The 12,413-nt window shown below is 71.1% G+C and carries 12 protein-coding genes; 5 read left to right on the top strand and 7 right to left on the bottom strand.

What is annotated here, in order from left to right; all coding sequences use genetic code 11:
* Positions 1-7: 7 nt before the first annotated feature.
* Together CW359_RS35900 and CW359_RS35895 are read right to left on the bottom strand one after the other, a co-directional pair.
* Positions 8-208, bottom strand: coding sequence for a DUF397 domain-containing protein (locus tag CW359_RS35900; protein WP_105974413.1), 201 nt, complete (start codon positions 206-208; stop codon positions 8-10).
* 13 nt (positions 209-221) lie between these two features.
* Positions 222-1,070, bottom strand: a complete 849-nt coding sequence (locus CW359_RS35895; RefSeq protein WP_232838757.1) for a helix-turn-helix domain-containing protein — start codon at positions 1,068-1,070, stop codon at positions 222-224.
* 194 nt (positions 1,071-1,264) lie between these two features.
* Here CW359_RS35895 and CW359_RS35890 point away from each other — a divergent pair, with 194 nt between their 5' ends.
* Positions 1,265-1,777, top strand: coding sequence for an ATP-binding protein (locus tag CW359_RS35890; protein ID WP_105974411.1), 513 nt, complete (start codon positions 1,265-1,267; stop codon positions 1,775-1,777).
* Here CW359_RS35890 and CW359_RS35885 read toward each other — a convergent pair.
* Entirely contained in the window at positions 1,766-2,563 is a 798-nt protein-coding gene (locus CW359_RS35885; RefSeq protein WP_105974410.1) for an alpha/beta fold hydrolase, read from the bottom strand. The two genes, CW359_RS35890 and CW359_RS35885, sit on opposite strands and share 12 nt — an antisense overlap.
* A 153-nt stretch (positions 2,564-2,716) precedes the next feature.
* Between CW359_RS35885 and CW359_RS35880 the strand changes: the two genes are divergently transcribed.
* Together CW359_RS35880 and CW359_RS35875 are read left to right on the top strand one after the other, a co-directional pair.
* Entirely contained in the window at positions 2,717-3,937 is a 1,221-nt protein-coding gene (locus CW359_RS35880) for an FAD-dependent monooxygenase (protein ID WP_105974409.1), read from the top strand.
* 101 nt (positions 3,938-4,038) lie between these two features.
* Entirely contained in the window at positions 4,039-4,773 is a 735-nt protein-coding gene (locus CW359_RS35875; protein ID WP_157968701.1) for a TetR/AcrR family transcriptional regulator, read from the top strand.
* 58 nt (positions 4,774-4,831) lie between these two features.
* On the opposite strand, the gene CW359_RS35870 is transcribed toward CW359_RS35875, so the two are convergent.
* Together CW359_RS35870 and speB are read right to left on the bottom strand one after the other, a co-directional pair.
* On the bottom strand, positions 4,832-6,577 hold the full coding sequence (locus CW359_RS35870; RefSeq protein ID WP_105974407.1) for a thiamine pyrophosphate-binding protein: 1,746 nt from the start codon (positions 6,575-6,577) through the stop codon (positions 4,832-4,834).
* A complete protein-coding gene (gene speB / locus CW359_RS35865) occupies positions 6,574-7,590 on the bottom strand; it encodes an agmatinase (protein ID WP_105974406.1) in 1,017 nt (338 codons plus the stop codon). Before speB ends, CW359_RS35870 begins: the two co-directional genes overlap by 4 nt.
* A 129-nt stretch (positions 7,591-7,719) precedes the next feature.
* Here speB and CW359_RS35860 point away from each other — a divergent pair, with 129 nt between their 5' ends.
* Both CW359_RS35860 and CW359_RS35855 read left to right on the top strand, forming a co-directional pair.
* Positions 7,720-9,225, top strand: coding sequence for a PucR family transcriptional regulator (locus tag CW359_RS35860; protein WP_105974405.1), 1,506 nt, complete (start codon positions 7,720-7,722; stop codon positions 9,223-9,225).
* 119 nt (positions 9,226-9,344) lie between these two features.
* Positions 9,345-10,175, top strand: a complete 831-nt coding sequence (locus CW359_RS35855; RefSeq protein ID WP_105974404.1) for a phosphatase — start codon at positions 9,345-9,347, stop codon at positions 10,173-10,175.
* Between the two features lie 31 nt (positions 10,176-10,206).
* Here the strand turns inward: CW359_RS35855 and tesB are convergent, their stop codons facing one another.
* Together tesB and CW359_RS35845 are read right to left on the bottom strand one after the other, a co-directional pair.
* Positions 10,207-11,088: an acyl-CoA thioesterase II gene (gene tesB / locus CW359_RS35850; RefSeq protein ID WP_105974403.1), complete on the bottom strand. Its 882-nt coding sequence runs from the start codon at positions 11,086-11,088 to the stop codon at positions 10,207-10,209.
* A 74-nt stretch (positions 11,089-11,162) separates the two neighbouring features.
* A complete protein-coding gene (locus CW359_RS35845) occupies positions 11,163-12,320 on the bottom strand; it encodes an acyl-CoA dehydrogenase family protein (protein WP_105974402.1) in 1,158 nt (385 codons plus the stop codon).
* Positions 12,321-12,413: the final 93 nt, after the last annotated feature.

Below are 12,413 nucleotides of genomic sequence, written 5' to 3'. Positions count from 1 at the left end.
GGGTCACTCATCGCCGAGCAGCGTGCGCGACCCGTTCCACCTCACCGAGAAACGACAGCCACGCCACGGCGCCGACAGCGACGACAGGGCCGGGCAGGTTCTTCGAGTCGCGGACGTCGATACCGGCCGGCCGGAGACGGACTTCTACGCACTCGCCGTTCTGGCCGCTGTAGCTGCTCTTGAACCAGGTGGTCCGCTGCGACGACATGTGCTGCTCTTCCTTACGACTCGGTCAGCCCCTCGGCGATCTCGACGATCCGGGACTCGGATTCCATCGCGCTGAGGGCTGCGGCACGGAGGTGATCGAAGGCGCCGCCCAGCCGAGCCGTGTCCTCCCTGGTCTCCAGGTACGCGTGGCTGGCGAAGTTCTCCAGGAGAACCACTTCCAGCCCCGCCGGAGGCGGAAAGCTGTAGATCAGGAAGGGATATGGCCCGCCCTGGCAGGCTCCTGCCGTGAAGGGTAGTACCTGCAAAGTGACGTTCGGAAGCTGGGCCAACTCGACCAGGTGCAGCAGTTGTTCCCGCAGGACGCCGGGCCCGCCGACCTGTTGGCGCAGCGCGGCCTCGCCGAGAATCATCCACACCTTGAGGGGAGTTGGGTCCGTCCGCGTCAGCGCCTTCTGCCGCTCCATGCGCACGCGCACCTTGGTCTTCTGCGCGTCGTCCAACGGCCCCGGAATGCCTCCCTGGATGACGGCCGTCGCGTACGCCTCGGTCTGGAACAGCCCGGGCACGATGCCGGGCTGGAAGCCTCGGCACTCGGACACCTCGTCCTCCAGACCGACCAAGTCCAGGAACTCCTGCGGGAGTTGGTCTTCCAGGACCCTCCACCAGCGCTGACGGCGGCTCTCCCGCGCCAACGCCAGCCAGCCGTCCCGCTCCGCCGGGTCCTTCACCCCGTAGAGATCCAGCAGCACCTTGAGATCGAGCTGCCGGATGCCACTGCGCCCCGACTCGATGCGACTCACCTTGGCCGCGTGACAACTGAGCTGCTCAGCCGCGTCCTCCAGGAACAACCCGCGCTCCTCGCGCAGTCGCCGGAGATTGGTGCCGAGCACCCGCTTGCGCACAGTCGGCCTGTATTCCCCAGCAGCCACATCGCCCCCAGTTGGTGCACCTCTCCGTGCCCATCAGAGTACCCAGCGCCACAGACGCAGCAATCGAACTTAGTCGTTTCACTTGCAAGTCGCTCGGCGAGCAATCACGCTTACTCGCAGCGACAGCTTGCGCACTCAACGCACTCGCCGACGAAGAGGGGACCCCCATGCCCGAAACCACCCCCACCCCCAACCCCCGCCCCACCGAAGCCACCTGGCAACTCCCCCACACCCCCCGCACCGCCCCCCGAGCCCGCGCACTCCTCCGCTCACAACTCACCGCCTGGAAGATCGACGCCGAAGTGGCCGAAACCGCCGAGCTGTTGCTCTCGGAGCTGGTCACCAACTCCCTGCGGCACGCCTCCACCCCGCCCGGTCGTGAGATCGGCGTCCGGATCGCCACGTACGACGGGCGTCTGCGCGTCGAGGTCGCCGACGCGAACAACTGTCGGCCCACGCCCCGGCAGGCCGGCCCCGACGACGAGGGCGGACGGGGCCTCACCCTCGTACAGGCCCTCGCGGATCGCTGGGGCTGCTGTCCCCGGCCGCACGGCATCGGGAAGGCGACCTGGGCGGAACTGCCGTTGGTGCCACGGTCGGCGCAGCGCGCGGCGGTGCCGCCGGAGGCGTCGCTCGGCACGCCCGACGTCACCCGTCAACCGAGCCCGTCAGCGGTCTAGCGCGTCCCAGAAATCGGTCAGGACCTTGGCACCCCGGACCGGATCCTGAGTCATCCACCAGTGCCCCAGGCCATCGAGCCGCACCGTGCGAGCGCCCGCCCGGTCCGCCGTACGGACGCGCTGCTCGTCCGTGCCGACCAGGTGGTCCTCGGTGGCCAGCAGGGACAAGCCCGGGCGCCGCGCCGCGCGTTCGAGCGTGCGGCCCAGTTCGGCCATCGCAGGCTGGGTTGCCGATCGGTAGAGCGTGTGCGCGACTCGGCCCATCGTCTCGTCCTGGCCCGCCGCCACCCGCTTCGCCACCGGCTCGCTCATGCCGAGCCTCACCAGCACCGCGACCCGCGTCGCCAGGTCCCGGCCAATCGGGACCGCCGGGGCCGGGTCCGTGTTCTCCGGCGCCTGCTGGCCCAGGGCGAACTCGTGCCACACGTACTCCGGGTCGAACAGGCCGATCACATCGCTGACCCAGCTGCGTACGAGGTCCGGGCGGGCCATCACCGCGTTGACGACATGCGCGCCGCCCCAGTCGTGGCCGACCAGGTCGACGGGCTCGGCGAAACGCTCCAACTCGCCGATGAGCCAGTCCCGGTAGTCCCCGACCGTCGCGCCGAACCCCGTCGGCACGGGCGCCCCGAAACCGGGCGGGGACAGACGGATCGGGTGGGCCGGGTGGATCGGGTGGATCGGGTGGGGGCGGAGACCGGTCTGAGCCGAGCGCTCCAGCTCTGCCAGCAGTGGCTCCCAGACGTCCTGCGTCTCGGGGAAGCCGTGGACGAAGACAGTGGGCATGGCGGGAAATCCCTTCGTAGGCGTCGCGGTGTCGCGGTGTCACGTCCGATTTCACTACCGGTCAGGCGACCGTGACCGGGACCGTGACCGGGAGGGCGATCCAGCCGCAACTGACCAGATGACCAATCTGGTCAGTAAGTATAGTCTGGGGGCATGAACACGAACCCCAACCCCCGTCAGCGCGCCCTCGTCGTCGGACTCGGCGTCAGTGGGACCGCCTCCGCCCTGCGGCTGTGCAAGGCCGGCTGGGACGTCGTCGTCCTGGAGAAGGCCACCGAGCGGCGGCGCGGCGGGTACTTCCTCACCCTCTTCGGTACCGGGATCACCGCCGCCGAGCGCCTGGGCATCGAGGTTCCTGACCGCTTCTCGGAGGACATCGCCTACTACAACGTCGACCGTGCGGGCCGCCGCCGGCGCGGCATGGGCTTCGCCGAGGCCGTGGCCGGCGAGTCACGCCCCGTCGTGCGCGGCGATGTCGAGCAGGCGGCGTTCGACGCCCTGCCCGATGACGTGGCGATCCGGTACGCGTCCGTGCCCGTCGCGCTGCGCCAGGACAAGGACGGCGTACACGTCGACATCGAGGACCGGGCCGCCGGGACGGTGACCACCGAACGGTTCGACCTCGTCGTCGGCGCCGACGGTCTGCGCTCGACCGTGCGGCGGCTCGTCTTCGGGCCCGACAACGGCCACATCCACCGCCTCGGCTACATGCTCGCGGCCTGCGCGCTGCCCGGCCCGGTCCCCGGCTTCCGGGGCACGGACGGTCTCGTCATGTCCGAACTGGGCCGCTCCGCCTGGGTGTTCGCCTTCGCCGACCGGCCACCGACCGTGCTCTTCAACTACCGCACCGACGACGTGGACGCCGAGTTCACCCGTCCCGCCATCGACTCGCTCCGCGCCGTGTTCGGCCCCGAGCCCACCGGCTCGACGCTCGGCTGGCTGCTCGACCGGTTCGAGGAGGCCCCGGACCACCTGTTCGACACCGCCGAACAGGTACGGCTCGACACCTGGCACCGGGGCAGGGTCGTGCTCGTCGGCGACTCGGCCTGGTGTCTGACCCTCTACTCCGGGATGGGGGCCTCCAGCGGCCTCGCCGGGGCCGACATGCTGGGCGCGATGCTGGAGCAGCACCCCGGAGACGTGCCGGGCGCGCTGGGCGCCTGGGAGGCGAAACTCCGCCCCTTCATCGAGTTCCACCAGGAGACCGGCATCGCCATGCGCAAGCTGTTCGTCCCGGCCGACCACACCGAGTACCAGATCCGGTCCCTCTTCGACCACGTGGTGGGCACGACCGTCGGCCGTACGGTCATCTCGAAGCTGGAGCACCGCAGCAAGGCCTCCCGGATGAAGACGGTCGACATCGGCCTGTCCTGACCGCACCACCCTGGCCGGCTCACCCCCCTGAACCCCCGTGAACCCCCCTCAACCCCCGTGACATCATGCTGCCGAGGCAGCGAACGGGAGGAAACACGACGGTGAGCCGGCTGATCGAACACGACTCCGTCAAGGCGGCCAGAATCCTCGACAGCGCGCGCGAGCTGGCCCTCGAACACGGCGTCCGCAAGGTGACCATCGCCGAGATCGCCGCAGCCGCCGGCGTCGGCAAGGGCACGGTCTACCTGTACTGGGCGACCAAGGAGGACCTGTTCGTGGGGCTGGCCGCGCGCGAGGTGATGGCCTGGCTGCAGACCGTCAGCCGGCGGATCACCCAGGACCCGCAGTCCGTCCTGCCGCGCCGGCTCGCCCCGTTCCTCATCCGCACGACCCTCGCCAACCCCTGGTTGCGCTGGCTCCAGAGCGACGACAGCGCCCTACGGCAGCTCCTCCACCGCCCCGCCGACCAGGAACGCTTCGCCGAGGCCACCACGAGCGCGCTCGGGATCGCGGTACTGACGATCCTGCGCGACCACGGAATCGTGCGCTACGACCTCCCCCTGCCCAGGCAGATGTACGCCCTCCACGCCGTCCTGGTCGGATTCGTCACCGTCATGGGCAACACCGCCGGGATCGCCGATGCAGCCACCGGCCCGTCCGGCACCGACGATCCCGACACCGCCCTCGCCGACACCGTCCACCTGCTGCTCGAACGGCCGCACGACCCGCCCGCCCCCGACATCGCCAAGGCCGCGGAGGCGGTACGTACCCGGTTCACCGAGATCTACGACAACCTGCTGGGCCTCGTCACGACGGGCGCCGCCGGAACCAGGTGAGCCCCTGAGAAGCAGGTGACCGCCCGCCCCCGCCCGCAGGCCCCCTCCCGCAGGCCCGTCAGCCGTCCAAGTGCGTCGCCGCGAACATCCGCAGCAGCGCCGGAAGCACCACCACCGACGGCCCCGGCTCCCCCAACGCCTTCGCGAGGTCCGCCTCCAGCGTCTCCGGCGACGTCCGCACCCCCGGCACCCCGAACGACTCCGCCAGCGCCACATAGTCCGGCCGCGCCAGCTCCGTCCCCGTCGACTCCCCGAACGCGTCCGTCATGTACTCGCGCAGGATGCCGTAACCCCCGTCGTCGACGATCAGCCAGGTCACGTTCAGGTCGTACTGCCGGGCCGTCGCCAGCTCCGCGATCCCGTACAGCGCGCCGCCGTCCCCCGACACCGCCAGCACGGGGTACGTCGGATCGGCCACCGCAGCCCCCAGCGCCGCCGGGAACGCGTACCCGAGACCGCCCGCCCCCTGAGCCGAGTGCATCGTGTTCGTGCCGCGCGGGTCGAAGCCCGCCCAGGCCCAGTAGGACAGGATCGTCATGTCCCAGAAGGACGGGGAACGGGTCGGCAGCGCCGCCCTGATCGACGCCAACAGGCCCTGTTCCAGGGTGAGTTCCTGAGCGGCGATCCGCTCGCCCACCCGATCCAGCACCCCCCGGACCCGCTCCGGCCCCGTCACGCCCGCCCGCGCTTCCTGCCCTTCTTCCTCCCCCGACTCGCCCTCCCCCACCACTACCGGCTCCACCGTCTCCACGGTCTCCAGCAGCGCCTGCAACGCCAGCCGCGCGTCCGCGTGGATCCCCAGCGCCGGGTGATTGGACTCCAACTTCCCCAGGTCCGCCTCGACTTGGATGACCCGGCCGCGCGGCCTGAACGTGTGGTAGTTGGACGACAGTTCGCCCAGCCCCGAGCCCACCACCAGCAACACGTCGGCGTCCTCAAGGAAGTCCGTCATGTGCCGGTCCTCCATCCAGGACTGGAGGGACAGTGGGTGCGTCCACGGGAACGCGCCCTTCCCGCCGTACGTCGTCACCACCGGCGCCCGCAGCCGCTCCGCCAGCGCCCTCAACTTCCCTGCCGCGTCCGCCCGTACGACTCCCCCGCCCGCGATGATCGCCGGGCGCTCGGCACTGGACAGCAAGTGGGCTGCCAGGGCCGTCAGTTCGGGGCGCGGGGGCAGTTCCTCGGGGAAGGCGTCGCCGCCCGTCACCACCGGGATCGAGGTCTGGGCCAACAACACGTCCTGCGGGATCTCCACCCACACCGGGCCGTGCGGGACCGTCAGCGCCGACTTCCAAGCGTCCGCGATCGCCGACGGGATCTGCGACTGCGTACGCACCGTGTGGACCGATTTCACCACACCCCTGAACGACGCCTGCTGGTCCGGGAGTTCGTGGAGGTAGCCGTGTCGGCCGCCGCCCAGTCCGGCAGTTGGGACCTGGCTGCTGATCGCCAGCACCGGCGCCGAGGCCGCCGCCGCCTCCTGGAGTGCGGCGAGCGAGGTCAGCGCGCCGGGGCCCGTCGACAGCAGCAGCGGCGCCGCCTCTCCCGTCACCCTGCCGTACGCGTCCGCCGCGAACCCCGCGTTGTTCTCCACCCGCAGGCCGATGTACCGCAGGTCCGAGCGGCGCAGCGCGTCGAACATGCCCAGGGCGTGCTGGCCGGGCAGGCCGAAGACGGTCGTGGTGCCGAGGCCGGCCAGTGTCTCCACGACCAGGTCTCCGCCGTTGCGGCCGGGGGGAGGGTTGAGCGCGGCCTCCGTCTGGGCGGGGGTCGGCTTCAGCACCAGGTCGTGGTCGTGGGTCATTTCGCTACGCCGTCCTCGTTCTCGCCCTTGTCCCCGCGGGCCTGTGCGTTCTGTCGGGCAATCTGGCGGGACATGATCGTCGTCAGCTCGTACGCCGTGTGCGACGCCGCGACCGACGTGATCTCGGCGTGATCGTACGCCGGGGCCACTTCCACCACGTCCGCCGAGACCAGGTGGCAGGACGCCAGGCCCCGCAGGATCTCCAGCAGCTCCCTCGACGTCATCCCGCCCGCCTCCGGCGTCCCCGTGCCCGGTGCGAACGCCGGGTCGAGGCAGTCGATGTCGATGGAGATGTAGAGCGGGCGGTCGCCGATGCGCTGGCGCAGCTGGTCCGCGACCTCGTCCACCCCGCGCCGCATGACATCCGCCGACGTCACGATGCCGAAGCCCATCTTCGCGTCGTCGTCCAGGTCCTGCTTGCCGTAGAGCGGGCCGCGCGTGCCGACGTGCGAGAGGGCGGAGGTGTCGAGGATGCCCTCCTCGACCGCCCGCCGGAACGGCGTCCCGTGCGTGTACTCGGCGCCGAAGTAGGTGTCCCAGGTGTCGAGATGGGCGTCGAAGTGGAGCAGCGCCACCGGACCGTGCTTCTTCGCCACCGACCTCAGCAGCGGCAGCGCGATCGTGTGGTCGCCGCCCAGGGTCATCAACCTCGCGCCGGTGCCCAGGAGTTCGTCGGCCGCCGCCTCCACCGTCTCCACGGCCTCGTTGATGTTGAACGGGTTCGCGGCGATGTCCCCGGCGTCCGCGACCTGCGCGAGCGCGAACGGCGACGCGTCCTGCGCCGGGTTGTACGGGCGCAGCAGCCGCGACGCCTCACGGATCGCGTTGCCGCCGAAACGGGCGCCAGGCCGGTAGGAGACCCCGGAGTCGAACGGCACCCCGACCACCGCGACATCCGCCCGCCCGCCGACCTCGTCGAGGCGCGGCAGCCGCGCGAAGGTCGCGGGGCCCGCGAACCTCGGGATGCGGGAGGAGTCGACGGGGCCACGGGGAGTCTCGTAGCTGCTGGTCATTCCGTTCCGCCTTCTTTCCGCGCCGGGCACGGCCGGCGAGCCGCTGCCGCCAGACTAGGTGGCCGGGACGGACCCAGAAAGTGTACGTTTCATCCACCAATACCCTCTCGTACGGATGGAACATCCACCATGTCCACTGTGCCGGACCCCTCCGTACCCGCCCCGGTACCGCCCACTCCCCCCATCCCCCTCTCCGCCCTCCTCGCCCGCGAGGACCTCGCCCTGCGCCAGATCGCCGGGCCGACCGCCCCCGACCCCGCGATCCACTGGGCGCACACCTCGGAGATGGCCGACCCGTACCCGTATCTGCTCGGCGGTGAACTGCTGCTGACGGCCGGGGTGCACATCGCGGAGGCGGCAGGCTCGGGGACGTACTTCGACGACTACGTCTCCCGGATCGTCGAGGCGGGCGGTGCCGCGCTCGGCTTCGGGGTGGCGCCGGTGCACGACAGCGTGCCCCGGGCGCTGGTCGAGGCCTGCGACGCGTACGAGCTGCCGCTCGTCGAGGTGCCGCCCCGGACGACCTTCTCGGGCGTGGCCCGCGCGGTCTGGCAGCTGATGGCCCAGGCCCGGCTCGCCGAACTCCGCCGGGTCACGGAGGCCCAGCAGAGCCTGGCCGCCGCCGCGTCCCGCCCGGACCCGGTGCCCTCCGTACTGCGCCAGCTCGCCCAACGGGTGGGCGGCCGGGCGGTGTTGTACGGCCCGGACGGCACCGAGATCGCCTCGGCGGGACGCGGGGAAAGGGCCGACGCACAAGGACAGGCACAGGCACAGGCACTGGCGCGGCTCGCGGCCGTGGTCCGGCCCGCCCGTGGCCCCGCCTCCGCCACGGACACCGACCCCACCGCCGGTACCCACCTCGCCGCCTACGCCCTCGGCACCGGCCAGGGCTTCACACTCGCCGTCGCGACTCCCGAACGTACGTCCGGCGACCATACGATCGCCTCCGTGGCCGCCGTCCTCCTCGCCCTCCTCACCGGCGAACACCAGAGCGGCACCGGCGCCGCCCGCTCCTCGGCCCTCGTACGACTGCTGCTGGGCGCCGCCCCCGAGACGGTGGCGCCCCTGCTGGACGGGGGCGAGCGCTGGACCGTCGTACACGCGCGGTCCGAGGCGGCCCCGGCCCCCGATCCGGTGGCGGCCTCGGCGCTCGGCACGGCCCTCGGCTCGCCGCTCGTCGACATCGACGGGGATGTCGTACGGGTCCTGCTGCCCGCCGATCGGGAGGTCGCCCCGCAGCCCGGCTGGACGTACGGGGTGAGTGCCCCCGCCGGTCCTCGCGAGTGGCCGTCCGCCGACACCCAGGCGGCCCGTGCGCTCGCCCGGGCCCGCGCGACCCGTACGCCCCTCGTCCGCCACGGCGAGCGGGCCGCGCTCTCCGACCTGGTCCCCGAGGCGGACGCCGCCGCCCACGCCCGTACCCTCCTCGCGCCGATCGCCGCGACCCCGGCGCTGGTCGAGACGTTGCGCAGCTGGCTCTCCCTGCACGGGAGTTGGGACCGCACGGCGGTCGCGCTGGCCGTGCACCGCAACACCGTCCGGCAGCGGATCGCGCGCTGCACGGCCCTGCTCGGCACGGACCTCGACGACCCCGACGTACGGATGGAGTTGTGGTTCGCGCTGAAGCAGTACTGAGGGACTACGGAGGGAGTAGCACCGAGGGACTACCGACCCGCGGGTGAGGTCGCGTGACCTGCGTCCCAGCGACCGGGACGCCGGGCACTCGGGCTGTTGTCTGCCTCACAATGGGAGGCATGCCGATACCCGGGACTCCCAGCCGCGCCGAGCTTGTCGATCACCTTGTGAAAACCCGCATCGCGGGTGATGTCGCCACGCCCCGCGAGAACAACCTCTCCCACTACCGCAAGCTGGCGAACGGCGAACGGCACTACTGGCTCGGGCTGGAGCTGGGCGACCGCTGGACCGACGAGCAGGACGTGCTCGCGGTGATGGCCGAGCGGGCCGGGGTGAACGACGATCCCGAACACCGGTACGGCCAGGACACCATCGACCCCGAGCTGACGGTCGCCGCGCTGGAGCGGCTGGCGGCCCGGCTGCGCAAGGCGGCCGACGGCCGGCAGCGGGTCCTCTTCGCCACCGGCCACCCGGGCGGCCTCCTCGACGTGCACCGCGCCACGGCCGACGCGCTGCGGGCCGCCGGCTGCGAGATCGTGGTCATCCCGGACGGTCTGACGACGGACGAGGGGTACGTCTTCCAGTTCGCGGGCGTCGCGGTGCTTGAGCACGGGGCCACGCTGTGGCACACCCACTCCGGCGAGCCGATGCGCGCGATCCTGACGGGACTTGAGCGCGAGGGCCGCCCGCTGCCCGACCTGGTCGTCGCCGACCACGGCTGGGCGGGGTACGCGGGACAGCACGGCATCGACTCCGTCGGGTACGCCGACTGCAACGACCCCGCGCTGTTCCTGGCCGAGTCGGAGGGCACCCTCCAGGTGGCGGTCCCGCTCGACGACCATGTGACGAGCCCGCGCTTCTACGACCCTCTGACGGCGTTCCTGCTGTCCGAGGCCGGGCTGCTCGAAGACGAGGACAGCGAAGAGGACGGCGAGGACGAAGACAGCTGAGGCGAGCCGGAGCAGCCGTAGAAACCGCTGGTCAGGAGGTGCGTGGGACCCGGATCACGCCCTCCTGGATGACCGTGATGGCCAGCTGTCCGTCCTGCGTGTAGATACGGCCCTGGCCGAGACCCCGGCCGCCGGACGCCGACGGCGACTCCTGGTCGTACAGCAGCCATTCGTCGGCGCGGAACGGGCGGTGGAACCACATCGCGTGGTCCAGGGAGGCGCCGACGACGTCGTTGACCGCCCAGCCGCCCCGGCCGTGGGCCAGCAGGATCGAGTCCAGCAGCGTGTAGTCGGAGACGTAGGTGGCGAGGCAGACGTGGAGCAGTGGTTCGTCCACTGATCCGCCCAGCTTGCCGTTCGTCCGGAACCAGACCTGTGAACGCGGTTCACGGGGTTCGCCGAACCTGCCGTAGGGCGGGTCGTCGACGTAGCGGATGTCGACGGCCTCGCGGGACTCCAGGAACTTCTCGACGACCGCCGGGGCCAGATGGGCGTACCGGGGAAGCTGTTCCTCGGCCGTGGGGAGGGTCGCCGGGTCGGGGGCGGCGGGCATCGGGGCCTGGTGGTCGAGGCCCTCCTCGTGCCGCTGGAAGCTCGCGGAGAGGTGGAAGATCGGCTGCCCGTGCTGGACGGCGACGACGCGGCGGGTGGTGAAGGAGCGGCCGTCGCGGATGCGGTCCACGGTGTAGACGATCGGCACACCGGGGTCGCCGGGGCGCAGGAAGTACGAGTGGAGCGAGTGCGCGGGGCGGTCCTGCGGGACCGTACGCCCGGCGGCGACGAGCGCCTGGGCCGCCACCTGCCCGCCGAAGACGCGCGGGACGATGGCGGGCCGGGACCGGCCGCGGAAGATGTTCTCCTCGATCTGCTCAAGGTCGAGCAGATCGAGGAGGGACTGAAGTGCCTGACTCATGCAGTCATTTCTACGTGCCGGTAATTGCGGGAGCCTTACGGATCCGTGTCCTTACAGGCCCATGATCGTCGTACTTACAGGCCCATGTCCTTCGCGATGATCGACTTCATGATCTCGCTGGTGCCGCCGTAGATGCGGTTGACGCGGTTGTCCGCGTACAGGCGGGCGATCGGGTACTCGTTCATGAAGCCGTAGCCGCCGTGCAGCTGGAGGCAGCGGTCGATGACGCGGTGCGCGACCTCGGTGCAGAACAGCTTGGCGCTGGCGGCCTCGGCCGGGGTCAGCTCGCCCAGGTCCAGGGCCTCGGTCGCGCGGTCGGCGACAGCCTCGGCGGCGTCCACCTCGGCCTGGCAGGCGGCCAGCTCGAACTTGGTGTTCTGGAAGTGCGCGACCGGCTTGCCGAAGACGACGCGCTCCCGCACGTACTGCGTGGCGAACCGGACGGCGGCCTTGGCCTGCGCGTACGCGCCGTAGGCGATGCCCCAGCGCTCGGAGGCGAGGTTGTGGCCGAGGTAGTAGAAGCCCTTGTTCTCCTCGCCGAGGAGGTCCTCGACGGGCACCTTGACGTCGACGAACGCCAGCTCGGCGGTGTCGGAGGTCTTCAGGCCGAGCTTGTCGAGCTTGCGGCCGACCGAGTAGCCCTCGGCCTTGGTGTCGACGACGAAGAGCGAGATGCCGTGGCGGCGGTCCTCGGCGCTGGGCGCGTCGGTGCGGGCGCAGACGATCATGCGGTCGGCGTGCACACCGCCGGTGATGAAGGTCTTGGAGCCGTTGAGGACGTAGTGCGTGCCGTCCTCGGAGAGCTTGGCGGTGCTCTTCATGCCCGCGAGGTCGGAGCCGGTGCCCGGCTCGGTCATCGCGATCGCCCACATCTCCTCACCGGAGACGAACTTCGGCAGGAAGCGCTTCTTCTGCTCGTCGGTGGCGAGCAGCTTGATGTACGGCAGACCGAGCAGCACGTGCACGCCCGAGCCGCCGAAGGACACACCCGCGCGCGCGGTCTCCTCGTAGAGCACGGCCTCGAACTTGTACGAGTCGATGCCGGCGCCGCCGTACTCCTCGTCGACGCGGATGCCGAAGACGCCCAGCTCGGCGAGCTTGTAGTAGAAGTCGCGCGGCGCCTGGCCGGCGGCGAACCACTCGTCGTAGACGGGCACGACCTCGGCCTCGATGAAGGCGCGAAGGGTCTCCCGGAACGCCTCGTGATCCTCGTTGAACACCGTACGGCGCACCTGGCCGCCTCCTCGACTCGACTTACCTAAGCGCTTGCTCAGACCAACCGTACCGGCGAGTACGAAGCCCCGTCCAGAGGAGTTGGGCCGTAA

It is taken from the genome of Streptomyces geranii (assembly GCF_002954775.1).
GTDB classification, from domain to species: domain Bacteria; phylum Actinomycetota; class Actinomycetes; order Streptomycetales; family Streptomycetaceae; genus Streptomyces; species Streptomyces geranii.
The sequence above is the reverse complement of the archived record's forward strand: the minus strand, read 5'-3'. Positions and strand labels throughout refer to the sequence as shown.

Excerpts from the sequence above, each read along its gene's own strand:
- CW359_RS35900 (WP_105974413.1), bottom strand. The coding sequence starts at position 208 with ATGTCGTCGCAGCGGACCACCTGGTTCAAGAGCAGCTACAGCGGCCAG.
- CW359_RS35890 (WP_105974411.1), top strand. The coding sequence starts at position 1,265 with ATGCCCGAAACCACCCCCACCCCCAACCCCCGCCCCACCGAAGCCACC.
- CW359_RS35885 (WP_105974410.1), bottom strand. The coding sequence starts at position 2,563 with ATGCCCACTGTCTTCGTCCACGGCTTCCCCGAGACGCAGGACGTCTGG.
- CW359_RS35880 (WP_105974409.1), top strand. The coding sequence starts at position 2,717 with ATGAACACGAACCCCAACCCCCGTCAGCGCGCCCTCGTCGTCGGACTC.
- CW359_RS35870 (WP_105974407.1), bottom strand. The coding sequence starts at position 6,577 with ATGACCCACGACCACGACCTGGTGCTGAAGCCGACCCCCGCCCAGACG.
- speB (WP_105974406.1), bottom strand. The coding sequence starts at position 7,590 with ATGACCAGCAGCTACGAGACTCCCCGTGGCCCCGTCGACTCCTCCCGC.
- CW359_RS35860 (WP_105974405.1), top strand. The coding sequence starts at position 7,720 with ATGTCCACTGTGCCGGACCCCTCCGTACCCGCCCCGGTACCGCCCACT.
- CW359_RS35855 (WP_105974404.1), top strand. The coding sequence starts at position 9,345 with ATGCCGATACCCGGGACTCCCAGCCGCGCCGAGCTTGTCGATCACCTT.
- tesB (WP_105974403.1), bottom strand. The coding sequence starts at position 11,088 with ATGAGTCAGGCACTTCAGTCCCTCCTCGATCTGCTCGACCTTGAGCAG.